23 protein-coding genes and 2 pseudogenes are annotated in these 24898 nt (G+C 62.8%); 12 read left to right on the top strand and 13 right to left on the bottom strand.

Features of this window, described 5'->3' with window-relative positions:
* Positions 1-78 precede the first annotated feature (78 nt).
* Positions 79-1689: an ABC transporter substrate-binding protein gene (locus tag ACVWWD_RS03855; RefSeq protein ID WP_352551795.1), complete on the bottom strand. Its 1611-nt coding sequence runs from the start codon at positions 1687-1689 to the stop codon at positions 79-81.
* 365 nt (positions 1690-2054) lie between these two features.
* On the opposite strand from ACVWWD_RS03855, the gene ACVWWD_RS03850 reads away from it, so the two are divergent.
* Entirely contained in the window at positions 2055-3245 is a 1191-nt protein-coding gene (locus ACVWWD_RS03850; protein ID WP_352551796.1) for a Xaa-Pro peptidase family protein, read from the top strand.
* 192 nt (positions 3246-3437) lie between these two features.
* On the opposite strand, the gene ACVWWD_RS03845 is transcribed toward ACVWWD_RS03850, so the two are convergent.
* From ACVWWD_RS03845 to ACVWWD_RS03835, 3 genes are read right to left on the bottom strand one after another with little or no spacing between them, the layout of a single operon-like run.
* A complete protein-coding gene (locus ACVWWD_RS03845; RefSeq protein ID WP_023770706.1) occupies positions 3438-3854 on the bottom strand; it encodes a cupin domain-containing protein in 417 nt (138 codons plus the stop codon).
* Positions 3855-3857: 3 nt separating this feature from the next.
* On the bottom strand, positions 3858-4724 hold the full coding sequence (locus tag ACVWWD_RS03840; protein WP_023770705.1) for a phosphoenolpyruvate hydrolase family protein: 867 nt from the start codon (positions 4722-4724) through the stop codon (positions 3858-3860).
* 9 nt (positions 4725-4733) lie between these two features.
* Positions 4734-5930 (bottom strand): Tm-1-like ATP-binding domain-containing protein, encoded by a 1197-nt coding sequence (locus ACVWWD_RS03835; protein WP_457102917.1) that lies wholly within the window; start codon positions 5928-5930, stop codon positions 4734-4736.
* Between the two features lie 136 nt (positions 5931-6066).
* On the opposite strand from ACVWWD_RS03835, the gene ACVWWD_RS03830 reads away from it, so the two are divergent.
* The 7 genes and pseudogenes from ACVWWD_RS03830 (at position 6067) to ACVWWD_RS03800 (ending at position 12791) form a co-directional block, all read left to right on the top strand.
* The gene (locus ACVWWD_RS03830; protein ID WP_023770703.1) at positions 6067-6747 is read left to right on the top strand and encodes a TetR/AcrR family transcriptional regulator; all 681 of its coding nucleotides are present in this window, start codon (positions 6067-6069) and stop codon (positions 6745-6747) included.
* Between the two features lie 360 nt (positions 6748-7107).
* Complete coding sequence (locus ACVWWD_RS03825) at positions 7108-8424, top strand: ABC transporter substrate-binding protein (RefSeq protein ID WP_015315631.1); 1317 nt, start codon at positions 7108-7110, stop codon at positions 8422-8424.
* A 69-nt stretch (positions 8425-8493) separates the two neighbouring features.
* Positions 8494-9400 (top strand): annotated as a pseudogene (locus tag ACVWWD_RS03820) (carbohydrate ABC transporter permease).
* 1 nt (position 9401) lies between these two features.
* Positions 9402-10361, top strand: coding sequence for a carbohydrate ABC transporter permease (locus tag ACVWWD_RS03815; protein ID WP_352551804.1), 960 nt, complete (start codon positions 9402-9404; stop codon positions 10359-10361).
* Positions 10358-10588: a hypothetical protein gene (locus ACVWWD_RS03810; RefSeq protein ID WP_023793683.1), complete on the top strand. Its 231-nt coding sequence runs from the start codon at positions 10358-10360 to the stop codon at positions 10586-10588. The genes ACVWWD_RS03815 and ACVWWD_RS03810 overlap by 4 nt, the downstream gene beginning before the upstream one ends.
* Positions 10585-11688 carry an ABC transporter ATP-binding protein gene (locus ACVWWD_RS03805; RefSeq protein ID WP_352551806.1) on the top strand — a complete coding sequence of 368 codons (1104 nt, stop codon included), beginning with the start codon at positions 10585-10587 and terminating at the stop codon, positions 11686-11688. Before ACVWWD_RS03810 ends, ACVWWD_RS03805 begins: the two co-directional genes overlap by 4 nt.
* Positions 11688-12791, top strand: coding sequence for an ABC transporter ATP-binding protein (locus tag ACVWWD_RS03800; protein ID WP_352551808.1), 1104 nt, complete (start codon positions 11688-11690; stop codon positions 12789-12791). Before ACVWWD_RS03805 ends, ACVWWD_RS03800 begins: the two co-directional genes overlap by 1 nt.
* Positions 12792-12798: 7 nt before the next feature.
* Here the strand turns inward: ACVWWD_RS03800 and ACVWWD_RS03795 are convergent, their stop codons facing one another.
* The 3 genes from ACVWWD_RS03795 to ACVWWD_RS03785 form a co-directional block, all read right to left on the bottom strand.
* Positions 12799-13230: a DUF4437 domain-containing protein gene (locus ACVWWD_RS03795; protein WP_352565973.1), complete on the bottom strand. Its 432-nt coding sequence runs from the start codon at positions 13228-13230 to the stop codon at positions 12799-12801.
* 116 nt (positions 13231-13346) lie between these two features.
* Complete coding sequence (locus tag ACVWWD_RS03790) at positions 13347-14318, bottom strand: AraC family transcriptional regulator (RefSeq protein ID WP_352551810.1); 972 nt, start codon at positions 14316-14318, stop codon at positions 13347-13349.
* 214 nt (positions 14319-14532) lie between these two features.
* A complete protein-coding gene (locus tag ACVWWD_RS03785) occupies positions 14533-15111 on the bottom strand; it encodes a TetR/AcrR family transcriptional regulator (protein WP_023770697.1) in 579 nt (192 codons plus the stop codon).
* A 97-nt stretch (positions 15112-15208) separates the two neighbouring features.
* Here ACVWWD_RS03785 and ACVWWD_RS03780 point away from each other — a divergent pair, with 97 nt between their 5' ends.
* Entirely contained in the window at positions 15209-16111 is a 903-nt protein-coding gene (locus tag ACVWWD_RS03780) for an SDR family oxidoreductase (protein WP_352551812.1), read from the top strand.
* An 11-nt stretch (positions 16112-16122) separates the two neighbouring features.
* On the opposite strand, the gene ACVWWD_RS03775 is transcribed toward ACVWWD_RS03780, so the two are convergent.
* Positions 16123-16467: a GFA family protein gene (locus tag ACVWWD_RS03775; RefSeq protein WP_023770695.1), complete on the bottom strand. Its 345-nt coding sequence runs from the start codon at positions 16465-16467 to the stop codon at positions 16123-16125.
* 113 nt (positions 16468-16580) lie between these two features.
* On the opposite strand from ACVWWD_RS03775, the gene ACVWWD_RS03770 reads away from it, so the two are divergent.
* Complete coding sequence (locus tag ACVWWD_RS03770; RefSeq protein ID WP_352551814.1) at positions 16581-17885, top strand: amidase; 1305 nt, start codon at positions 16581-16583, stop codon at positions 17883-17885.
* Between the two features lie 15 nt (positions 17886-17900).
* Here the strand turns inward: ACVWWD_RS03770 and ACVWWD_RS03765 are convergent, their stop codons facing one another.
* The 5 genes and pseudogenes from ACVWWD_RS03765 to ACVWWD_RS03745 all read right to left on the bottom strand — a co-directional run bounded on the left by ACVWWD_RS03765 (position 17901) and on the right by ACVWWD_RS03745 (position 22166).
* Positions 17901-18290, bottom strand: a complete 390-nt coding sequence (locus ACVWWD_RS03765; protein WP_352551816.1) for a hypothetical protein — start codon at positions 18288-18290, stop codon at positions 17901-17903.
* A 40-nt stretch (positions 18291-18330) separates the two neighbouring features.
* A pseudogene (locus tag ACVWWD_RS03760) lies at positions 18331-19312 on the bottom strand (hydroxyacid dehydrogenase).
* Between the two features lie 14 nt (positions 19313-19326).
* Positions 19327-20046 carry a FadR/GntR family transcriptional regulator gene (locus tag ACVWWD_RS03755; protein ID WP_023770691.1) on the bottom strand — a complete coding sequence of 240 codons (720 nt, stop codon included), beginning with the start codon at positions 20044-20046 and terminating at the stop codon, positions 19327-19329.
* 2 nt (positions 20047-20048) lie between these two features.
* Complete coding sequence (locus ACVWWD_RS03750) at positions 20049-21218, bottom strand: mandelate racemase/muconate lactonizing enzyme family protein (RefSeq protein ID WP_023770690.1); 1170 nt, start codon at positions 21216-21218, stop codon at positions 20049-20051.
* A gap of 60 nt (positions 21219-21278) precedes the next feature.
* Entirely contained in the window at positions 21279-22166 is an 888-nt protein-coding gene (locus ACVWWD_RS03745) for a sugar phosphate isomerase/epimerase family protein (protein ID WP_352551819.1), read from the bottom strand.
* A 399-nt stretch (positions 22167-22565) separates the two neighbouring features.
* On the opposite strand from ACVWWD_RS03745, the gene ACVWWD_RS03740 reads away from it, so the two are divergent.
* A complete protein-coding gene (locus ACVWWD_RS03740) occupies positions 22566-23621 on the top strand; it encodes a sugar phosphate isomerase/epimerase family protein (RefSeq protein ID WP_352551821.1) in 1056 nt (351 codons plus the stop codon).
* A gap of 54 nt (positions 23622-23675) precedes the next feature.
* On the top strand, positions 23676-24863 hold the full coding sequence (locus ACVWWD_RS03735; protein ID WP_023770688.1) for a Gfo/Idh/MocA family protein: 1188 nt from the start codon (positions 23676-23678) through the stop codon (positions 24861-24863).
* Positions 24864-24898 lie beyond the last annotated feature (35 nt).

Below are 24898 nucleotides of genomic sequence, written 5' to 3'. Positions count from 1 at the left end.
CCGGACATCTCCCCCTCAAGGGGGTAGATTGGCTGCTGCCGATGTTTTTCCTCGCGAACTCTCATCCGCGCAAGTCTGTCACGATTCCAGATACGTGTCCGCCCAGTTCGACACCGCCCAGCGCGGGTTGTTGGCGATGTTGCCGACCTTGTCACTGGCGACGCTGATAAAGCTCCATTCGGCGACGTTGATCAGCGGCAGGTCGGCCGCGACCTGCTTCTGAAATTCCTTGTAGAGGTCGGTGCGCGCCGTGGTGTCGAGCGTCTCGGAGGCCTTGGTGATCAGGGCGTCGAGCGCGTCATTCTTGTAGCCACCCTGGTTGGAGAACGGCACGCCATCGGGAATGCCGCTCTGCACCAGGATGGTGGTCGAGATCGCCGGGTCGCCGCGGAAAACCGGCGGGCCGACCGCGAGGTCGAAGGCATGGTCGGTATAGACCGCCTTGATGTGGGCGGCCGAGTCGTTGTTGACCAGCTGCGCGTCGATCCCTATTGCCGCGAGCGCCTGACGCAGATAGTCGCCGAACTGTTTCGTCTCGTTGAAATAGGGGGCAGGCAAGAGCCTGAGCGAGAAGCGGTTGCCGTCGGCGCCTTTCTTATAACCGGCTTCGTCGAGCAGCGCGTTGGCCTTGTCGACATCGAAGGCATAGATCGGCACGTCGGCGGTGTAGAATTGCGGATCGTTCTTCGGCACCGAGCCGGTCGCCGTGGCGGCGTAGCCGAGGAACACTGTCTTGACGACGAAGTCCTTGTCGATGGCGTGCGCGATGGCCTGACGCACCTTGAGGTCGGCCAATTCCTTGCGGCGATGGTTGATCTCCACCACGAGCTGGTAGGTGAGGCCCTCATAGCCCTTGGTGATGACCTTCAGGCCGGGAACCTTGGAGATGCGGTCGAGATCGGCCAGCGGCACGGCCGAGAAAGCCGCGAGTTGGATTTCCTCGGCCTCCAGCGCGGCGGCGGCCGAGGTACGGTCGGGCAGGACCTGATAGATGATCTCGTCAAGATAGGGCTCGTCCTTGCCCCAGTAGTCGACGTTCTTCGTCAGCCGGTAATACTGGCCGGCCTTGTACTCGCCGAACTTGAACGGACCCGTACCGATCGGTGCGTTGTTGGCAGGGTTGTCCTCGATCTTGCCGACTTCGTAGATGTGCTTCGGCACCACGCTCGACAGCGCCGGCAAGGCGTTGCGGATCAGCTGGAACGGCGTCGGCTTGGCGAATTTGAACACGGCGGTCAGATCGTCTGGTGTCTCGACCGTGCTGAGGTCCTTGAACACGGTCCGGCCGAGATTCTGCAGCGGCTTCCATATCTGCAACGCCGAGAAGGCGACGTCGGCCGAGGTGAACGGCTTGCCGTCATGCCATTTGACTCCTTCGCGCAGCTTGAAGGTCGCCGAGAGCCCGTCGGCGGCACCTTCCCAGCTCACCGCCAGCCGAGGCGCGAGCCCGTCCTTGGCCTCGAAGGAGGCTTCGGCCAGCGTCTCGACGATCTTGCTGGAGATGAAGAACACGCCGTTGGAGGCGACGATCGCCGGGTTGAGATTGCGCGGCTCGGAATCGGCGGCAATCACGAGCCGTCCGCCCTTCTTTGGCGTCTGCGTCCAGCCCAGGGCCGGCATGGCGGTGGTGGCCAGCAGCATTGCCGACCCGGTAAGCATGGTGCGTCTGGAAATCGTGAAACCTGACATGATCGAACTCCGTCCTCTCCTCCACCCGACCCGGCGCGACCTCGAACGTCGGCGCGCGCATCGGCATCCTTGCGGCGGGGATTATGGGCCTTGCCGAGGGTTTCGCCAGAGACGGAATTGGCGCATCCTTGCTTGGCTTTGAAATTTCCGTCCGCTGGACCAGTTTAGCACAAGCCCAGTCAATTCGACTGGCTGGTAGGACCAGATTAGCGGATATGCGCACAAGTGACGCTTGGGTGACCACCGAACGTTGTGTTCGTGAACATTCTGGCTAGACCAGAGCGAGAAAAATAGTGCAGATTTGATCGCGAGCCGGGGATCGGGTGCGAAACAGCGCCGATCCCGGGCAATTCAGGGAGCGAGTGATGAACATTGCGCCAGGCAAGAGTGCCGTCAGCAATATCCCGTTCGAGCAGGCCAGGGTCGACCGGCTGATGGATGAGGCCGGCATCGACGTGCTGCTCGCGACCTCCAAGCACAACACGCAATATCTGCTGGGCGGCTACAAGTTCATCTTCTTCGCCGCCATGGATGCGATCGGCCACAGCCGCTATTTGCCGATCGTGGTCTACGAGAAGGGCGGGCCGGATCATGCTGCCTATATCGCCAACCGCATGGAAGGCGGCGAGCACCAGAACCACCCGTTCTGGACGCCGACGCTGCATGCCGCCTGCTGGGGCACTCTCGACGCCGCCAATCTTGCCGTCGAGCATGTCAGGAAGATCGGCAAGGGCGATGCCCGCATCGGTATCGAGCCCGGTTTCCTGCCTTCGGACGCTTATGCGCTGATCCGGAAGGCATTGCCCGATGCGAAGCTGATCGATGCGACCGACATGCTGGAACGTATGCGTGCCATCAAGACCGACGCGGAGTTGGAGAAGCTTCGCATGGCCTCCGAGCTGATCACCGATTCCATGCTGGCGACCATCGCTTGGGCGCGCGAGGGCACGACCAAGGCCGAGTTGATCGAGCAGATCAGGCGCGAAGAGACCAATCGTGGTGCGCATTTCGAATATTGCCTGCTGACGCTGGGCTCCAGCCATAACCGCGCCACCTCCCCGCAAGCGTGGAAGAAGGGCGAAGTGCTGTCGATCGATTCCGGCGGCAACTATCACGGCTATATTGGCGATCTCTGCAGGATGGGCATTCTGGGCGAACCCGATGCCGAGCTCGAGGATCTGCTGGCCGAGGTCGAAACCGTGCAGCAGGCGGCGTTCTCCAAGGTGAAAGCCGGCACGCTTGGCGGCGACATGATTGCTTACGCCGAGGGTGTGCTGAAGACATCCAAGGTCGCGCCCTATACGGATTTCTTCGCCCACGGCATGGGGCTGATCACGCACGAGGCGCCGTTCCTGATGACCAACCACCCGGTGACCTATGAAGGCACCTATGCGGCCAAGCCGCTGGAGAAAAACATGGTGCTGTCCGTGGAGACCACAATGCTTCACCCGACGCGCGGCTTCATCAAGCTGGAGGATACGCTGGCGGTGACCGAGAGCGGGTACGTGATGTTTGGCGATCGGGGCCGGGGATGGAATAGGGGTGGGACGGCCTGATTTTGGAGGGCGGCGCTGCCCCTCATCCGCCCTTCGGGCACCTTCTCTTCGTAGAACGGGGAGAAGGGAGCAGCCTCAGCACTGGCAATTGGCGAAAGCGTCGATGACAGCACCTTTCTCCCCGTCAGTATACGGGGAGAAATGTCCGGCAGCACAATGAGAGGCGGCGCTGCCTCCAGCAGAATAGGTTGATCAACTGCGCGGCGGGATCAGCCTGAAATCCGGCAGTTCTCGCAGACCCAGTTCCGGCCCGGCCGGCGAATAGACGACGAACAACTGCATCGGCCCGTCGCCGGTGTTGAGCGTCGAATGGAAGCGGCTTTCCGGCACATAGATGGTGCAGCCGGGGCCGACTTTCTCGACCACCGGATTGCCCTTCTCGTCCTCGACCATCTGCTCGCCATGGCCCGAGATGACGAAGATGATCTCTTCCGCACCCGGATGGTTGTGGCGGGTATGGCCCTTGCCCGAGGGCAGGTCGACAACGCCGCCGGAAAAGCGGGTCGCGCCGTTCACTTCAGGTGCCACCGTCAAAGAGAGTTTTCCCCAATCGAAGCCGAAGGCGCTGACGTCCTTCGGGTAGACAAACACCTTGCTCTTGTCGGCCATCTCTCATTGTCCCATCTTTTTCTTGGCGGTCTTCTCACCGCCGAGCGTCACCGCCTTGAAGTCCGCCGTCTGCCTGGCGATCGCGGCTTCCGCCGGCAGCCGTTCCATCGAGCTTGCGCCATAAAAGCCGTGCAGGCCCTTGGCGTGGGAGAGGATGTAGCGGGCATCGTCGGGCATCGAGATCGGGCCGCCATGGCAAAGCAGGATGACATCCTTGCGCACTGAGCGCGCCGCCTCGGCAATGGCGTCGATGGCCACGACGCAGTCGTCGAGCGACTTGGCCGAGGTGGCGCCGATCGAGCCGCCGGTGGTCACGCCCATATGGGCGACAACGATGTCGGCGCCCGCCTTGGTCATGGCGCGCGCTTCTTCGGGGTTGAAGACATAGGGCGTGGTCAGGAGGTCGAGCTTGTGTGCCTCGGCGATCATGTCCACCTCTAGGCCGAAGCCCATGCCGGTCTCTTCGAAACTCTGTCGCATCTGGCCGTCGAACAAGCCGATGGTGGGAAAGTTCTGAACGCCGGAAAACCCCATCGTCTTCAGTTCCGCCAGCAGCAGCGGCATGATGACGAAGGGATCGGTGCCGTTGACGCCGGCCAGCACCGGCGTGTGTCTGACCACCGGCAGCACCTCATAGGCCATCTCCTTGACGATCTCGTTGGCGTTGCCATAGGCGAGCAGGCCGGCGGCCGAGCCGCGGCCAGCCATGCGGTAGCGGCCGGAATTGTAGATGATGATGAGGTCGATGCCGCCGGCCTCCTCGGCCTTGGCAGACAGACCGGTGCCGGCGCCGCCACCGACGATCGGCACGCCTTTGTCGATCATTCCCCGGAACTTCTTCAGTATGTCCTTGCGTGGTATGGCTGGCATGTCTGGGTCTCACTGTCTGGCGATGTCGAGAAAGGCCGCGACCGCCGCCTTGGCAAAGTCCGGATCGTTGATGTGCAGCGCCAGGCGGGTGACGCGGCGCGTCGCACCCGGCCTGATGGTGCGCTCAATGGCTTCGAACAGAGCTGCGTCGGCTTCTGGATCGAAGAAGGGGCCGCCTTCGATGTCGAGCGCGGAAACGCCATTTTCCGGGATCAGGAAATGCACCGGGCCTTCGCAGCGGGCGAGCCTTGTGCCGATCCATTCGCCGATCGCGCGGCATTCCCGCGCGGTCGTGCGCATCAGCGTGACGTTCGGATTGTGCTCGTAGAACAGCCGACCACGATGATGCTCCGGAATGGTCGATGGCGCCCAGAAATTGACCATGTCGAGCGCGCCGACCGAGCCGACATAGGGCAGCTTGGTGCGGGCGATGGCACCGAAACGATCCTCCGTCGCCGGCAACACGCCGCCGAACAGCAGGTCGCAGACCTCCGTTGTGGTGATGTCGACGACACCCGACAGCAGACCGCTGTCGGCCAGCTTCTCCATGCTGCGGCCGCCAGTGCCAGTGGCATGGAAGACCATGCAATCATAAGTCGAGCGGAGGTGTTCGGCGATTGCCGTCACGCAAGGCGTGGTCACGCCGAACATGGTGAGGCCGATCGAGGCCTTGCCGTCCGCTGCAGGCGCCGGATTGACCGCCATGCCCGCTATCGCCCGGGCGGCGTTGTGCAGCACGACACGAGACAGCCGGTTGAGGCCTGCCATGTCGGTCACCGATGGCATGATGATGATGTCGGACACGTCCACATAGGGGGCCGTGTCGCCCGAGGCCAACGTCGAGACCATGAGCTTGGGCAGACCGAGCGGCAGCGCGCGCATGCCCGCTGTGATGATCGAGGTGCCTCCGCCGCCGCCAATGCCGATGATGCCCGATATGTCGTCGCGGGACCGGACAAAGCGCGTGAAGGCCTCAGCCATTGCCGCAACCGATCTGCCGCGGTCGTCGATTCCGAGCACCGCACCGCGGCCATCGGGGTGATGAGCGGCTAGCTCCTCAGCCGAGACGTCGACCGGCACGGTCGCGCCTCGCGTGCCGACATCGACACGGCAGACGACGGCCCCCGTCGCGGCGATCGCATCGGCCAGGAAGGCGAGTTCCTCGCCCTTGGTGTCGGCGGTGCCCACCACATGGATGCGCTTCATCCGCGCCTCCCTCGGTTGGTTGGTTCGAAGGTGGTGATGCTCATCAGAAAGCTTTGTGCGCCGTAGAGCGTCAACGTGGCCACTCCAGGAAAAGGGCTGCCATTGCAAATTTTTGAGACGCGCGTATCGTATTGGCATGGATGTCTCACGTCAACAACCCGCAACGGACGACAACGCCGGGGAGAGGGCCGAGCGCGGACCGCGGGCGCGGACAAAGCGGCTGATGCTGGAGACGGCCACGCGACTGATGCAGGCGGGTGCCACGCCTTCCGTCAGCGAGGTCGCGGAGGCAGCCGAGGTCTCCCGGGCCACGGCCTACCGCTATTTCCCCAGCCAGGCAGCCCTGGTCCAGGCCGTCGTCGACGAGGGGCTGGGGCCAATCTTGACCTGGAAGTCCACCGCCGCCGATGCCGAGCGCCGCGTCGCCGAACTGTTCGATACGGCCATGCCGCGCATCGAGGCCTTCGAGGCGACATTCAAGGCTGCGTTGAAGCTGTCGCTCGATCAATGGGCGCGGCGCCAAGCGGGCACGCTGGGCGGAGAGCCGGCCTTCACGCGCGGCCATCGCGTCGAATTGCTGAAGGAGGCGCTCACGCCGCTCAAGGGCCGCTTGCCGCCGCGCGACGTCAAGCGGCTGGCGCAGGCGCTGTCGCTGATCTTCGGCGTGGAGGTGCTGATCGTGCTCAAGGATATATGGGGGCTGGACAGCCGCCGGACGATGTCGGTGGCGCAATGGGCGGCGAGTGCGCTGGTGCGCACGGCAATCGCGGAGTCGGCTTATGGTGGTGATGGGTCTGCTTCAGGAGCGGCAGAATAGTCCCAATCTGGTTCGACCAGATTTCCCTGCATACCGCTGATCCTAGCCCAAAATAAGGTCATGGGGCAAGGCCAATGTGTATCACTGAGTAGGAAAATCATGGGAAAACAGGCAGATAAAGCTCCAGTTGGACGGTAACGGCCCAGCCCTCCGTTCAAGAAAGGACTTGACGTCGCTGCAGGATTGGTAATACCAGATCAAGGAAGATAAGCGGTTCGAAAGTGAGGGCTGCGATCCATTTCCGGACTGAGCGAGGAGGCTCCGAATTCGGAAAAGCGCGACCACGGGAGGAACTACCAGGGCCGGCTCCGTCGCCGGCTCGTACGACAAGGTAGAATGCGCACAAGGGAGGAAATCATTATGCGCAAGTTAGTGACCAGCATGCTTGCTGGTATCGGCTTAACGCTTGCCTGCGGAACGTCCGTCTACGCGCAGGAAAAGTCGCTCACCATCTTCTGGGCGGAATGGGATCCGGCCAATTACCTGCAGGAACTCGGCAACGAGTACGAGAAGGAAACCGGCGTCAAGATCACGGTGGAGACCACGCCCTGGTCCGACTTCCAGACCAAGGCCTTTACCGAGTTCAACGCCCATGGCGACGCCTATGACCTGGTCGTCGGCGACTCGCAGTGGCTCGGCGCCGGCTCCACCGGCGGCCACTACGTCGACCTGACCGACTTCTTCAAGAAGCATGATCTCGGCAACGTCATGGCACCGGCGACGGTGAAATATTATGCCGAGTATCCCGGCAACAGCGGCAAATACTGGGCGATCCCGCTTGAGGGCGACGCCGTCGGCTGGTCCTATCGCAAGGATTGGTTCGAGGATCCCAAGGAAAAGGAAGCCTTCAAGGCCAAATACGGCTACGACCTCGACGTGCCGAAGGATTTCAAGGCGCTGCGCGACATCGCCGAGTTCTTCCACCGGCCGGATCAGAAGAGATACGGCATCGCCATCTACACCGACAATTCCTACGACGCGATGGCGATGGGCTTCGAGAACGCGCTGTTCTCCTATGGTGGTGAGCTGGGCGACTACACGACCTACAAGGTCGACGGTCACATCAACTCCGACAAGGCGGTGGCCGCGCTCGATGCCTACAAGGAGCTCTACAAGTTCACGCCTCCGGGCTGGGCCAAATCGTTCTTCGTCGAGGACAACCAGGCAATCACTGAAAACCTGGCCGCGATGAGCATGAACTTCTTCGCGTTCTTCCCCTCGCTGATCAACGAGGCGTCGAACCCGAATGCCAAGAACACCGGCTTCTTCGCCAACCCTCCCGGTCCAAATGGCGATCAGTTCGCCGCACTCGGCGGGCAAGGCATCTCCGTCATCTCGTACTCGAAGAAGCAAGACGAGGCGATGAAGTTCCTCGAATGGTTCATCAAGGACGAGACCCAGAAGAAGTGGGCTGCCCTTGGCGGCTATACCTGCAGCCAGGCGGTGCTCAAGTCGCCTGAGTTCCAGAACGCAACGCCCTACAACAAGGCCTTCTACGAGACCATGTTCAAGGTGAAGGACTTCTGGGCGGTGCCGGAATATGCCGAACTGCTGCAGCAGCTGAACCAGCGCGTTTATCCCTACATGATCGGCGGCAGTGGCACCGCAAAGGAAACGCTGGACGCATTGGCTGGAGACTGGAACGCGACCTTCAAGAAATACGGCCGCGTCCAATAATCCTTCATGTCCCGCGGAGGGGGCGGTGTCGCCTCCTCCGTTTCTTTTTCTTGAACCGGGAGCAGGGTCTTGGCGACCACGATGACCACCACCCTCGACAGATCCACGCGCGCCGCGGCACGCGGCCTAAGCGATATCTCCATCCGCAATCTCTTCATCATCCCGACGGTTCTGTTCCTGATCGTCTTACAACATTTTTCCGCTGATCTACTCGCTCGGCTATTCCTTCACCGACTTCCGCGCGTCGACCAATGCGCCGGCGAATTTCGTCGGGCTGCAGAATTATCGCGACCTGCTCAACGACCCCTATGTCTGGTCGAACTTCGCCATCACGGCGAAATACGTGATTGTCTCGGTCGTCGGACAGCTGCTTGTCGGCTTCGGCGTGGCGATGCTGCTCAACCGGGACATTCCGCTCAAGGGTCTTATCACCACGCTGCTGCTGCTGCCGATGATGCTGTCGATGGCGGTGGTCGGGCTATTCTGGAAACTGCTTTACGACCCGTCATGGGGAGTTATCAACTATGCGCTCGGGCTCGGCAATTTCGAGTGGCTGGCCGATCCCAAGATGGCACTCTACGCTGTTGCGTTGACGGATATCTGGATGTGGTCGCCCTTCGTCATGCTGCTGTCGCTCGCCGGACTGTCGGCGGTGCCGAAGCATCTCTATGAGGCCGCCGCGATCGACCGCGCCGGGCCGTTCTACACCTTCTTCCGCATCACCCTGCCGCTGGTCGCGCCGATCCTGATGATCGCCGTCATCTTCCGCACCATGGAAGCCTTCAAGACCTTCGATCTCGCCTACATCCTGACCAGCCAGCCGACGGCCGAGCTGATCTCGATCCGGCTCTACAAGATGGCGTTCCAGGAATGGCAGACCGGGCGCTCCTGCGCGATGGCCTACATCGTTCTGATCATGGTGCTGGCGATCACCAACATCTACGTCAAATATCTCAACAAGGTGAAGGAGCGCTGAGATGGCAGCCGTCCGCACTTCTTCCGAAATCACCTTCAACCGCGTCGCTATAGTCGCCGTGCTGCTGGTGACGATCATCTTCCTGGCGCCGATCTACTGGATCGCCTCGACGGCGTTCAAGCCGCGCAATCTTGCCACCACTATTCCGCCGACCGTCGTCTTCCAGCCGGAGATATCGCCGTTCGTGAAGCTGTTCACCAAGCGCTCTCAATTGCGCAGTCCGCCGTCGCCGGAAGAGTACGCGGCGGCCCCATGGTGGGAGCGGGTCGTCTTCGACGGTGGCGAAAAGATCGTGCGCGACGGCAAGGGCCAGGTGCAGTGGTCGGGCTATCCGAGCCGCTTCCTGAACTCGCTGATCATCGCCATCACCTCGACAGTGCTGGCCGTCGGCATGGGCACGTTCACCGCCTATGGCTTCTCGCGCTTCAGGGTGAACGGGGAGGCGGACCTGCTCTTCTTCATCCTGTCGACACGCATGCTGCCACCGGTGGTGGTCGCGATCCCGATGTTCCTGATGTACCGCGCGGTCGGCCTCAACGATACCCACATCGGGCTGATCATTCTCTACACCGCCTTCAACCTGTCCTTTTCGGTGTGGCTGATGAAGGGTTTCATGGATGAAATCCCGAAGGAATATGAGGAGGCGGCACTGGTCGACGGCTACACACGCATGGAAGCCTTCTTCAAGATCGTGCTGCCGGAGGCCGCCACCGGTATCGCCGCCACCGCCGTCTTCTGCTTCATCACGGCGTGGAACGAATACGCCTTCGCGCTGATCATGACCAACCGCCGCGCCCAGACCGCGCCGCCGTTCATCCCGAGCCAGGTCGGCTCGGGCCTGCCGGACTGGACGGTGATAGCCGCCGGCACCTTCCTGTTCCTGCTGCCGGTCGCCATCTTCACCTTCCTGCTCCGCAACCATCTGCTGCGCGGCATGTCCTTCGGAGCGATCCGCAAATGAGCTTTCGCGCCATCAATCAGAAATATCTGGAACCGGGTTCGCAGATACTCATGGTGCTCGGCATCGTGGCCCTCTGCCAGCCCTGGAACATGACCCTGCACACCTACGGCCTGACCATCATCCTGATCGGGCTGATCGGTTTCAACATCACCTCGAAGATCGCGCCCGAGGAACAGGCCGGCACCGGTCATGCCGCGGACGCGCGAAATCCGGGAGCACAGCATTGACCCAGATCGAGCTTCGCGGCGTCCAGAAATTCTTCGGTGCCGTCCAGGTCATCAAGGACCTCAACCTCAAGATCGCGGACAATGAGTTCATCGTGCTGCTCGGCCAGTCCGGTTGCGGCAAGACGACGACGTTGCGCGCCATCGCCGGACTGGAAACCATCGACGAGGGCGACATCCTCATCGACGGCAAGCCGGTCCAGCATCTGAAGGCCGCCGACCGCGACATCGCCATGGTGTTCCAGTCATTCTCGCTCTACCCGCATATGAGCGTATACGAGAACATCGCCTTTCCCTTGCGCGCCACGCGCAAGAGCAAAAGCGAGATCGACCAGGAAGTGCGCTCGGTCGCCAAGACGCTGCAGATAATGGATTTGCTGGCGAAGAAGCCGTCGGCGCTTTCGGGCGGCGACATGCAGCGCGTCGCGATCGGACGGGCGCTGGTGCGGCGGCCGAAGGCGATGCTCATGGATGAGCCGATCGGCGCGCTCGACGCCAAATTGCGCGAGGAGATGCGGGCCGAGATCAAGCGGCTGCATATCAAGCAGGGCTCGACCACCATCTATGTCACGCACGACCAGATCGAGGCCATGAGCCTCGCCGATCGTATCGTCATCATGCATGAGGGCGTGCTGCAGCAAGTGGGAACGCCCGACGAGGTCTATTCGCGGCCGGCCAATCTGTTCGTGGCCCAATTCGTCGGCAGTCCGGTGATGAATGTCGCCGACGCGGCGGTTGCCGAAACACCGTCATCGGCTTCGGTTACAGTTGGTGGAGCGGCTTCCGGCTTTGAGTTTCCGCGGGCGCTGCTGTCGAAACTCAACGGCCACGCCAGCGGCCAACTCGCACTCGGCATCCGGCCGGAAGGCGTCCTCATTCGTCGTGAAGCGGCCGATGGCTTCATGGCCGTCGAGACGCAGATCGTGGAACCGCTCGGCTCCTTCGACATCGTCGACCTCAAGGTTGGCTCTAAAATGCTGCGGGCCCGCACGAAGAGCGGCTTCGTTGCCGGACCGGGCGAGAAGGTGTTTGCCCGAATCGATCCGACCCAGGCGCATTTCTTCGACAAGGCAAGCGGCAAGTCGCTTGAGGTGAGGCTCTGATGGCCCATATCCAGCTCAAGAACATCTCCAAGAGCTTCGGCAACCACACGGCCTTGACCGGGCTCGACCTCGACATCGCCGATGGCGAATTCTTTGTCCTGCTCGGCGAGACGGGCGCCGGCAAGACGACGACGCTGCGGCTGATTGCCGGCCTGGAGAAGCCGAGCGAGGGGCAGGTCTTCATCGACGGCGTCGACGTCGCCGACTGGGGCGCGGCCGAGCGCGACGTGGCGCTGGTGCTGCAACAGTATTCGCTCTACCCGCGCTACACGGTGCGCGAAAACCTCGAATTTCCGCTGAAACCGAAGATCCGCCGGCTGCCGGATGCCGAGATCAAGGACCGCGTCGACCGCGCCGCCCGCACGCTGCGGATCGAGCATCTGCTCGACCGCAAGACCGACCGCCTGTCCGGCGGCGAGATGCAGCGCGTCTCCATCGGCCGCGCCATCGTGCGCAAGCCGCGCGTGTTCCTGATGGACGAGCCGCTGTCGGCACTCGACGCCAAATTGCGCGAGGCGCTCCGTACCGAGTTGAAGAACTTGCAGATACAGCTTGGCGCCACCTTCCTGTTTGTGACCCACGACCAGATCGAGGCGATGTCGATGGGCGACAAGGTCGGCGTGCTCAACCATGGCCGGATCATCCAGACCGGCACGCCGCACGAGATCTACAACAACCCGCGCGACACCTATGTGGCGAGCTTCGTCGGCTCGCCGCCGATGAACCTCATCGACGGCAGGCTGGTGAACGGCCGCGCGGTGATGGCGCCATTGAATTTCGAACTGCCCTTTGCGGGGGGAGCCAAGATTTTTACGGGGGCTGGGGCGAGTGCGGCGACCGACGGTCGCCCGCTCGTCTTCGGCATCCGTCCGGAGGATGTTTATCTGGAAAGCGGCGCGCCGGTCGAGGCGCGTGTCCACGACGTCGAGAACCATGGCGTGGAAAAGATCCTGACGCTGCGGGTCGGCGATACAACTCTTCGCGCCACGGTGCCGGCCAGGACCGATGTCGCGATCGAGCAACCGGTGCGCTTTGCCTGGAATCCTGACAAGGTGGTGCTGTTCGACAAGGGCAGTGGTGTCAGCCTGCGGCACGCGTCATAGGGCGCGGCTATTTCGGCAGGTAGGTCTCGTAAGGCGTGTCGTTGATCAGCAGGATCACGCATTCCGTCTCCGAGAGGCACGCGTCGTCATGCATCTCATTGGCCTTCTGGGTCCAGTAGGATCCAGGTGGCAGTTCGACCTTGGTCGCTTCACCGCCTTCAATCTGCCAGTGCGCCCACAGACCCTGAATGACCACGGCGCGATAGTCTGCGGTGTGCGCGTGGACAGGCGCGCGCCAGTTGCCCGGGACTTTCAGCAAGGTTCCGGCAGGGCCTTTGGCCCTTTCGCCCCACAGTGGTCCCAGGCGCTGCGGCTGGTCCGGCGCCTCGGCGACGTAAGGGATCTTGCCTGCAGGGAGATAGCTGTCCTCGAGGGCAAAGGCGTGTCCGGGAATGACCGACAGGACACCAAGCGCGAGCAGTACGAAATGATTGGCCATGGGATTTCCTCCACGGGCCAGATTATCCGCCGGAAGCTGGCCTGCAATGACGCTGCGTCCAAAAGACCAGGCAATTCCTCCAGCCGGAAGGATCGCAGCGATTTGTCGTCCCGACGTCAGGACGGCTTGTCGCCGGCACCAACGTGGCGCAGATGGCTTGGCGCCATGCCCATCACCCGCTTGAAGGCGCGGCTGAAGGATGCTTCCGAATCATAGCCTAGCTTCGCCGCCGCCACCGATACTCTCATGCCATCGCGAGCCAACCATTGCCTGGCCTGGTGCATGCGCACGCGCAGCACATATTTGGCCGGCGTCTCTCCGACCACTGTGGCGAAGCGCTTGGCAAAGGCCGAGCGCGAGGCTCCCATCATCCGCGCCAGCGCCTCGACGCTCCAATCGCGATCCGGCTGCAGGTGGATGGTCGCCAGCGCCTTGCCGACGTCGGGATTGCGGACGGCGGCGATCCAGCCGGTGGCATCGCCACAGCCGTTCTCGACCCAGGAGCGGATGATCGTGGCGGCGAGCACATCGGCAAGGCGGGCCAGAATCCCGCCGGAGCCGACCCGATCCATCGTCACCTCGGAGGCCATCGCGTCGAGCAGATGCTGAATACCCGGGGCGTTCGCCATCAACTTATGTGCCTGCATGAGGGTGGGCATCATGTCGAGCAGCGGATGCGAGCCGTCGAGATTGAAATGCATGCTGCCGCAAAACAGCAAGGTCTTGGGCCCACTGCACTCGTTGGAGACGTCGTAGATGTTCTCGCACACCGGTTCGATCGTATAGCTGCCGATCGGCACCGGAGGCACGCCGGGCGCGCTGGCCAGGACATGCTCGTCGCCGCGCGGGATCAGAAGCGCGTCACCCACCGAGAGTTCGATCCACTCCCTGGCGGGTGAGAACAACCAGCAGCCCTGCTGGCCGATGAAATGAAACCGCGCCGCCCTCTGTGCGGGGAAGGAAACGGCCCAGGGCTCGCCCAACACGCAGCGGCCATAGTCGACGCCGTCGAGCCGCAATCCGCGCAGCATGTCGGTCAGAGGATCGCCAGAAGTCGACAGTGCCACTTTGGACGAATTGTAGTTCATTCCGGTGTTTCTAGCATGGGAACTCCAAGCCGTCACTCCCATGTTGCAGTGCGGCCGGATGCTGCGCTGCAGACAAACAGAAGACCGACCGCATAGCAGCCCCGGCGGCAAGGCCATGGAGCCGCGACGCTGCTGCCGTCGTAGTTCCTGCGCGGCCCAAAGCAGTCCGAATAGTCTCTCGCAACAGCCACCGCTGGCAACGACTCGAGAACCCTTACGGTTTTCGGGCCGCTTGCGTCGTGATGGCGGCAACGAAGCGGTTGAGACTGTCCTCGACATAGACGGCCACTTCGATCGTCGGATCGAAGCTCCACCATAGCAACGAACCTTGCCAATGCGACGCCATGAGCAGGCCAACGTCTTGCGGCGGGTCGTCGATTTCGGCGAAGCAGGCCGCAAGAGCGGCGCATAGGAATGCCTTCCAGGCAGCGCCACGCGCCCTCAGAACGGGGTCGCGCAGATCCTCGCGCAAGACGAGCAGGCCTTCGGCATAGGTTTCGATGCCGCCATAGCCTTGCGATAGCGCAACCAGCAATTCGATGGCGCCAGCCGGGGTTCTTACAATGTCGGTGGCCAGCGTTCTGGTCTTGTCGTCAAGACCGTCCCAGGCATGCAGCAAGGTGCGCTGCTTCAACCGCGCTTTGTTCTTGAAGCGCTGCACCAGGGTTGCGCCTGAAAGGCCGCAGGCTTTTGCCAGACGCTCGAAGGTGAGGGCCTCCGGGCCGTGCTCGTGGATCAATCGCAATGCGGCTTCCAGCACCTGCTCGTCGGACCGGGTTTTGGGACGGGTCATCTTGACATCCTGATATAACCGAATGATCATTTATATATGATGCGGGCGGCGTGAGCCAGCTCGGATTTGATCGATGATGCTGTTTTGGGAGAGTTCAATGACGTTGCAGGGGAAAGTTGCCCTGGTTGCCGGCGGCACACGGGGTGCCGGGCGTGGCATAGCGATCGAACTCGGCGCCGCCGGCGCCACGGTCTATGTCACGGGGCGAAGCACGCGCGGGCAGCCATCGGAGTATGCCCGGCCTGAGACGATCGAGAAGACGGCGGAATTGGTTACCGCGAATGGCGGCAATGCAGTGCGGGTCGATCATCTCATCGCCGATGACGTACGCGGCCTGGTCGGGCGCATCCGGGCCGAACAGGGTCGGCTCGACATACTGGTCAACGATATCTGGGGCGGTGAACAACTGTTCGAATGGAACAAGCCGGTCTGGGAGCACAATCTGGAGAACGGCTTGCGGATGATGCGCCTGGCCATCGACACGCATCTGATCACCGCGCACCATGCCTTGCCGTTGATGATCGAGCGGCCGGGCGGGTTGCTTGTCGAAATCACCGACGGTACCGCCGAATACAATGCCGGGCATTATCGCCTGTCGCCCTTCTACGACCTTGCCAAGGTAGCGGTGAACCGCATGGCTTGGGCCCACGCCAAGGATCTTGCGAAACACGGCTCCACATCGGTCTCGCTGACGCCTGGCTGGATGCGTTCGGAAATGATGCTGGAGCTTTACGGCGTTGCCGAGGAAAACTGGCGCGACGCCACGGCAAAAGTGCCGCATTTCGTCATTTCCGAAACGCCGCGTTTCGTTGGCCGCGCCGTTGCCGCCTTGGCGGCGGATCCGGATCGCGAGCGCTGGAACGGGCAGTCACTGTCCAGTGGCGGGCTGGCGCAAGTCTACGGTTTCACCGATTTGGACGGTTCTCAACCCGATGCCTGGCGCTATGTTCCGGAAGTTCAGGATGCCGGCAAACCGGCTGACGCGACAGGCTACCGATAGAGCAGAATTGCTCAGGCCGAACGCCCGTCGAAGTCGAAGATCGACAAGGTGGACGGGTCGAGACCAGTGACGCAATTGATGTTGACGTAAGCGCTGCGTTCGCCTTGGCTGGTGTCCTCGGCAAATGGATGGATGCCGCAGGTTCGGCAGAAGCGGTGTGCTATTCTCGCCTCGCCGAATGTGTAGCGGCCAAGGTCATCGCCCCAGGCGACGAGCGTAAGCTTGTCGTGTGGCACGGCCCATAGCAGCGCACCCTTGCGGGCGCAGATCGAGCAGTTGCAGCGCACGACGCCCTCAAGTTCGCCCTCCACCTCGAACGCAACCTTGCCGCAATGGCAGCTGCCTTTGTACAGCATCAGTATCTTCCTGTCTGGCAGGTGCAAAGGCACGCTGGCCGGGTTATCCCTTCGGCAGTCCCAACGGCTGCTTGCCTTAAAGACGTTCCATTCTGGCGGAGTCCGACACCAACATGCAACCAATCCGCGACCGCCTCGAAACTATCATGTCACGTCTTACCAATCGTGTGGCCGACGAGAAGGTCTTCACGAAGCTCTATGCCGAAGCGGCGCGGGTCGCGGCTGACGCCAGCGATGCCCGCAAGAGAGTGGGCGTGACACTCGGCCCGCTCGACGGCACCATTGTCTCGATCAAGGACCTGTTCGATGTCGCCGGCGAGCCGACCACGGCCGGGTCGCTGATGCGCAGGACCGCCGCGCCGGCACAGCGCGACGCCGCCATCGTCAGCCGGCTTCGGCAAGCCGGTGCGGTCGTCATCGGCAAGACCAACATGACCGAGTTCGCCTTCACCGCGATCGGCGACAACATGCATTACGGCACGCCTGGCAATGCGACGGACGCGAGCCGCATCCCCGGCGGTTCGTCATCCGGGGCCGGTGTGTCCGTCGGGGAGGGAACGAGCGAAATCTCGATCGGCTCCGACACCGGCGGCTCGATCCGCATTCCGGCGGCGCTCAATGGCGTCGTCGGCTTCAAGCCGACGGCGCGGCGCGTGCCGCTCTCCGGCGCCTTCCCGCTTTCGGGCACTTTGGACTCGGTCGGCCCGCTTGCCCGAACCGTCTCGCAATGCGCCGCCGCCGACTCGGTTATGGCCGGCGAAGTGCCGACGGAGTTGGCGGCCATTCCACTTGCCGGGCTTCGCATCGGCATTCCGCGCGGCGTTCTTTTCGGCGAGACGGAAGGCGAGCTTGCCGCCGCCTTCGAGTATTGTCTCGGCAAGATCGAACAGGCTGGCGCACGCATTACGGATCTGTCGATCGACGACATGATCGCGGATCTGCGCGCGGCCACCAAGCGCGGTTCGATCGCGGCGATGGAGGGCGCGGAAGTGCATGCTGACTGGCTGGCGACAGGCGCATCGGTGCCGGTCGACCCGCATGTCAGCGGGCCATTGTCGCGGGCGGCGCTGCTGCCGACGCCGGTCTATATCAGGGCGCTCGGCCGCCGTGCCGTGCTGGCCGCCGCCATGGATGAGCGGCTGGCATCGGTTGACGTGCTGGCGTTGCCAGCCACGCCGGTGACGGCGCCGGCCATCGCTTCCATGGCCGAGGATGCGGAGTTGCGTGACCGCACCGAAGCCCTGCTGCTGCGCAACACCCAGATCGCCAACCAGTTCGACCTTTGCGCAATCTCATTGCCGATGCCGGGACCATCGCTGCCAATGGGGTTGATGCTCGTGGCGCGCAACGGCCATGACCGGTATCTGCTGCGGATCGCCGTGTCGGTGGAGAGGCTGCTGGGGGTTGATCGGCAGTGACTCGTAGATGACGGATCAATGCGATGAACAGTGCTTGCGTTCGCTGTCCTTGGCGCTGCGCACGATGCGGGTCGCGACCAGCCGGGGCAGGCTGTATTCCTTGCCGGCGAAGGTCTGGATGCGGTGCTCGATCGAGCCTCTGACGACGATCTTTCCGCTATAAAGCACGTCGGACTGAGCCGTTATCGCCTTGTCGGCCCGCGGCAATCCGCTGGTGTCGATCGACACGCCCTTGATGATGGTGCCGGTGCCAAGGTCGAGTGCGCTGCTCGACGGGCAGGGCGCCTTGAAGCAGCGTAGTCTGTTGTCGCAGTAGACATAGCTGCTCTCGGCCGCTGCGAATGACGGCGAGGTGCAGATGGACGAAGTTGCGACAATCAGAACTGCAACGCGAAGACCGGACATGGCCCGCAACGTCGCGGAGAATTGGGGCGAAACCGCGATGCTATATCCGCGCCGGAAATCGACGCCGGTAGTGATCGACCACTTCTGGATTGCGCAGATTGACAGGCAGTTTGTTGGCCAGCACCAGAAGGGCTTCGCCGGCCGCGCCGACGCCCATGCGCATCATCGATTCCTCGGTAATGCCTGCCATATGCGGGGTGACGATGACGTTGTCGAAGCCGAAATAGGGATGATTTGGCGGCAGCGGCTGCGTAGAGAAAACGTCGAGCGCGGCGCCGCCGACGCGGCGCTCCTGCAAGGCCTCAACCAGCGCGTCGTCATCGACGACCGGTCCGCGCGATACGTTGATCAGCAGTGCGTTGGGTTTCATGCGGGCGATGCGCTCGCGGCTGATCAGGCCGCGTGTCTCCTGCGTCAGCGGACAGCAGAGCACGATGATATCGCTCTGCTCGACCAGCGCGTCGATCGACAGGAAGCCGACCTTTTCCGGCGCCGGCTGCATGCTGCGTGTCGTTGCCACCACTTTGAGGTCGAAGCCGTGTGCGGCGATGTGGCCGACCGCCTGCCCGACGGCGCCGAGACCAACGATGCCGATGGTCTTGCCGGCGAGTTCGACGTTGGCATTGGCATGCTCGCGTCCGGCCAGCCAGCCCTTGGCGCGCAGGTCGCGGTCGACCCTGCGGAACTGCCGCAGCAGTGCAAGCGCGGTGAACATGACATGTTCGGCCACCGAGCGGGCATTGACCGCCGGCACGTTGGCCACGAGCACGCCGGCCGCCGCGGCCGCTTCCATCGGGATCATGTCGAGCCCGGCGCCATGGCGCGATCGCGGCCCTCAGCTTCCATGCAACCTCGAACAGCGCCGGCGGCAGCGGCGCCCGCACGATGACGATGTCGGCATCCTTGGCTTCCCTCGCCAATGTGCCGGGGTCAAGCGCCGAAGCGATGATCAACTGGCCGGCGCCGGCCAGCTTGGCCGTGGCGCGCGGGTGCAGCGGATGCGTTGACAGGATCTTTGGCACGGTCTGGGTCACGGTCAGGCCCTTTCGAGTGCCGCGCCCGCGGGCGAAGCCGCCATGCCGCCCTCGATCAATCCCTTCCAATAGCTTTCCGCGCCTTGCAGATGGGCGCTCATCAGCGCCTGGGCGAGATTGCCGTCGCGGCGCAGCAGCGCCTCGTAGATCTGCACGTGCTCGGCGTGCGAGCGCACGCTGCGTTCGGGATCGTTGAAGTAGATCGGCAGGCGCTGCTCGCCCATCAGATAGTAGACGCTGCAGATATTGTGGAAGACGCTGTTCTTGGTGGCGCGCACGATCTCGAGGTGAAACTCGCGGTCCTCCTTGGCCAGACCTTCGCCAGCGGCGATGCGGTCTTCCGACGCTTTGAGGATTTCGCGCAGGCGCTCGAAATTCTCCTCGGTGGCGCGCGAGCAGGCAAGCTCGGCGGCCTTGATCTCATGGATCTTGCGCAACTCGACCGTCTCATAGATCTGCAAGGGATCAAGCGGCAGGCCGGCCCGTGCGAACAGCGCCAGCGCCTCGACGCTGGCCTGCTTGGTGTCGATGTAGATGCCTGACTTGGCGCGGCGCTCGACGATGCGCATTGCCTCGAGAATGGCGAGCGCTTCGCGGATCTGGCCGCGGCTGACGCCGAAATGCTCGGCCAATTCGCGTTCCGACGGCGTGCGGCCGCTCTCCTTGTCCGAATGGGAGAACAGATAGGCGGCGAGTTCCGCGAGAAGGTTCTTTTCTTTCATCGTCAATTGCGTTGCGCGTGCGCCTCCAGGAATCGCTCCGAAACGGTGAATCCCAATCCGGGCTTTTCCGGGATCGCTATCATACCGTCCTTGGCTTCGACAGTCTCTTCGACCAGATCGTGGATCATCGGGTTGGCGCCGAGCGAATACTCGACGGTGAAACTCGAAGGCGACGCGGCGCAGACATGCAGCCCGGCGAAGAAGCAGGGCGCGCCGGCCCACAGATGCGGTGCAAAGCGCAAATTGAAGGCGCTGGCGATGGTGCCGATCTTCATCGCTTCGCTGATGCCGCCGCAGAAGGCCGGGTCCGGCTGGAAGATGTCGGCGGCCTTGAGCACGGCGAGATCGCGGAAGGCATAGCGTGTCGCCTCGCTTTCGCCGGTGGCGATCGGAACGGCGCCGGAGGCGCGCACTTCGGCCATGCCTGCCTTGTCGTCGGCGATAACAGGCTCCTCGAACCAGGCGAGATCGAGGTCTTTGACGAGATGGATGAAGCGTTTGGCTTCCGCTACCGTGTAGGTGCCATGGGCGTCGACCATCAGCTCGACGTCGGGGCCGAGGGCCTGGCGTGCGGCGCGCACGCGGGCAGCGGAAACGTGTGCCGCCCCATCCATGGCGCCCACCCGCATCTTCAACGCCTTGAAGCCGCCTTTGGCGATGTAGGATTGCAATTGCTCCCCGATGGCATCGGCGGAGGCCCAGCCGCCCGAGGCATAGGCCTGCATGCGATCGACCTTGCGGCCGCCGAGAAGCCGCCAGACCGGTTGGCCCAGCGACTTGCCCAGGATGTCCCAGAGCGCGATGTCGACCGCGCTTATGGCGGCGACGCTCATCCCACGCCGCGCCAGTTGCGGCATGGCGTGGCCGGCATGGGCGGCACTTTGGTGGCGCACACCGTTGTAGAGCATCTCCCAGATGATGCCGATGTCGGCCGGGTCGCGGCCGATCAGCTGCGGCCCGACCTCGTGGTTCAGCATGTGGACGAGTGCGCCGTAGCTGCCGGCGCTGCCGGCTGCGTTCTTGCCTTCGCCCCAGCCGACCAGCCCGTCATCGGTTTCGACGCGCAGGATGGCGGCGTCGAAGGTCGTCACCTGGCCGAAGTCGCTGCGATGCTGCTTCGCGGCTTCGATCGGCACGCGGACCCACCAGGCCTGGACTGTCTTGATGCGCATGTTTTTCCCCAGCCCTGCCGCCGGTCGGGGCGGAAGGGCAAATTTCCCAGCGGCGGTCGACTACTTGATCAGCGGCAGCAGCGTTTCGGCGGTGATGCGCATCTGGTCGGTGTAGAATTTCTCGGTGAGCACGCTGGAGCCATGGTCCTGGATGAACTTCAGCTGCTCGGGCGAGATATCGACCGGGTGACGCTCGACCATGTCGGGATAGGGTGCTGCCGGCGTACGATCGACCGGGGCGACGAACTCATTGGTCAGTGCGCCGTCGTAGCCGACTTCTTTCAACGTGGCGACGATCCTTGGCCAGTCGATCTGGCCCAGGCCGGCGGCAAAGCGGTTGTTGTCGGCGACATGGAAGTCGAACAGACGCTTTCCGACCTGGCGGATAGCGTCATGCACCTTAAATTCCTCCATGTGGATGTGGTAGGCGTCGAGGCAGACGCCGCATTCTGGGCTGACCGCGTCAGCCAGCGCCAGCGCCTGGGCGCCGCGATTGAACAGATAGGTTTCGAAGCGGTTGAGCGGTTCGACGGCGATCTTGACGCCGACCTTCTTGGCATGAGTGAAGCATTCGCGGGTCGCGTCGACCACCCACTTCCATTCCTCTTCCTCGGTGCCGTCCGGGACCACCTTGCCGACTGTCGCCGGAACCAGCGTGATGATCTCGCCATCGAGCTCGCCGACCATCGTCAGCACATCCTTGACGTACTGCACGGAGCGTTCGCGCTGGCCCTGGTCCCTGGCGGCGAGGTTGCGTTCACCCAGCATCAAGGTCACCGCGCCCCAGCAGCGAATGCCATGCTCCTTCAGCAACGCCCGCGTCTCCTTGGTCTTGTACTGCGCTGGCTCGCCGGAAATCTCGATCGACTCATAGCCGAATTTCTTGATGCGCTTCAGCGTCGTCTCAAGCGGTTCCGCGCGCATCCAGTTGTGCGTCGAAAGATGCATGGTCTGTCCTTCCCAGATTCGTCCGTATGGTTTGCCTGCGACATGCATCGCCGCAAGACGACGCAAGGGTTCCTCCCCAAGGCATCCCCAGCCTTTTCCTGCAAACTGGTTAGACCAATTGGGCCTGAAATGAGGTCTACAGCAAATTCCTCAAGACGGCAACAACTGTGGAAGCGCGACTTTCATGGTGAATTAGTTTGTTGATTACATTGCGATATGTGCCGTTATTTCGCGCTTTGGGAGTGCCTTTTCGGCGCATTCCAAGGCTTGACCAGATTGCCTTATTTGGTCATACCAGAATGACGGTGTCGGCAGAGCGTCCGACGCGATAAGACCAAAGTGACTGGCCCGGCTTTCATCAGGCGCTATGCTTGGTCATGACAAACAAGGAGGATGCCGATGCCGACGACAATGAAGGGCCCTGGGCTGTTTCTGGCGCAGTTCGCGGGCGATGCCGCACCGTTCAATTCGCTGGCGTCGATCACCAAATGGGCCGCCGGTCTCGGCTACAAGGGCGTGCAGATCCCGACCTGGGACGCGCGCCTGTTCGACCTCAAGAAGGCGGCGTCTTCCAAGGGCTATTGCGATGAGGTGAAGGGCATCTGCACTGACGCCGGGGTCGAGATCACCGAATTGTCGACGCATCTGCAGGGGCAATTGGTGGCGGTGCATCCGGCCTATGACGCCCAGATGGATGGGTTCGCGCCGCCGTCGGTGCACAACAACCCGAAGGCGAGACAGGAATGGGCTGTCGAACAGATGAAGTTCGGTGCCAAGGCATCGCGCAATCTCGGGCTGAATGTCTCGGTGTCGTTCACCGGCTCGCTGGCTTTCCCCTACCTCTATCCCTTTCCGCAGCGGCCCGCCGGACTGATCGAGGAAGCCTTCGGCGAACTCGGCAAACGCTGGAAGCCGATCCTCGACGCCTATGAAGACAATGGTGTCGATGTCGGCTACGAAATCCATCCTTCGGAGGACGTGTTCGACGGGGCGACCTTCGAGATGTTCCTAGACGCGGTCGGCGGCCACAAGCGCTGCAACATCAATTACGACCCTTCGCATTTCCTGCTGCAGCAACTCGATTATCTCGAATTCATCGACATCTATCACGAGCGGATCAAGGCGTTCCACGTCAAGGACGCCGAGTTCAATCCGACTGGACGGCAGGGCGTGTACTCCGGTTACCAGAGCTGGACGAACCGCGCCGGCCGGTTCCGTTCGCTCGGCGATGGGCAAGTGGATTTCGGCGGCATCTTCTCCAAGCTTACCCAGTACAGCTACGATTCCTGGGCGGTCCTGGAGTGGGAATGCTGCCTGAAGCATCCGGAGGATGGTGCCGCCGAAGGGGCGCCCTTCATCCAGCACCACATCATCCGGGTGACGGAGAAGGCATTCGACGATTTCGCCGCCGGCACCACGGACAAGAAGCTGCTGCGCGCCATGATGGGAATTTGACACGACTTCCCCTCCTCCCTCGGGGGAGGGGTATCTCACACGAGGGAGAAAAACATGGTTGGTGCATCGAAGTCGGAAACGGGAGGCGGCCCGATCCGCTACGGCATGGTCGGCGGCGGGCAGGGCGCATTCATCGGCGCGGTGCACCGGATCGCGGCCCGCATGGACAATGATTTCGTGCTGGTCGCCGGCGCCCTGTCTGCTGATCCGGCGCGTGCGAAAGCCTCGGCCGCCGAACTCGGGCTCGATCCCTCCCGCAGCTATGCGTCCTACGCCGAAATGGCCAAGGCCGAGGCGAAGCGCTCGGATGGCATCGAGGCGGTGGCCATCGTCACTCCCAACAACGTGCATGTGCCGGCGGCCAAGGCCTTCCTGGAAGCAGGCATCCACGTGATCTGCGACAAGCCGCTGGCAACGACCCTGGCCGAGGCGAAAAAGCTTGCGGCGATCGTGGAAAAAACCGGCAAGGTGTTCGTGCTCACCCACAACTACACCGCCTATCCGATGGTGCGGCAGGCGCGCGAAATGGTCGCCAAGGGCGTGCTCGGCGACATCCGCATCGTGCAGTCGGAATATCCGCAAGACTGGCTGACCGAGGACCTCGCCGCCACCGGCCAGAAGCAGGCGGCGTGGCGTTCAGACCCCAAGCAGGCGGGCGCCGGCGGTGCGCTCGGGGATATCGGCACCCATGCCTACAATCTCGCCCGCTTCGTCTCCGGGCTCGAACTCGACTCCCTGTCGGCCGATCTCGACGCCTTCGTGCCGGGCAGGCTGCTCGACGACAATGTCAACGTCATGCTGCGTTTCAAACCGACGGGAAAGACGCATCCGGCCAAGGGCATGATCTGGGCGAGCCAGGTGGCGCCCGGTCATGAGAACGGCCTGAAGCTGCGCATCTATGGTTCGAAGGGCGGGCTGGAATGGGTGCAAGCCGATCCCAACTACCTCTGGTACACGCCGTTCGGCCAGCCGAAGCAGTTGATCACCCGCAACGGCGCCGGCGCGCTGCCGGTGGCGGGCCGCGTCAGCCGCGTACCGTCAGGCCATCCCGAGGGCTACCTCGAAGGCTTCGCCAACATCTACCAGGAGGCCGCACGCGCGATCCGCGCGGCACGCAAGAAGGGTGGCAAGCCGGCAAAGGATGTCGTCTTCCCGACCATCCAGGACGGCGTCGAGGGCATGGCCTTCATCGAGGCCTGCGTGAAGTCGTCGAAGAAGAATGGGGCCTGGACCAAGCTGTAAGAGGCGCCGAGCAACGAAGGGGCGGGAACAACCAG

The organism is Mesorhizobium sp. URHB0026 (assembly GCF_054059755.1).
This window is presented reverse-complemented; position numbering and strand designations above follow the sequence as displayed.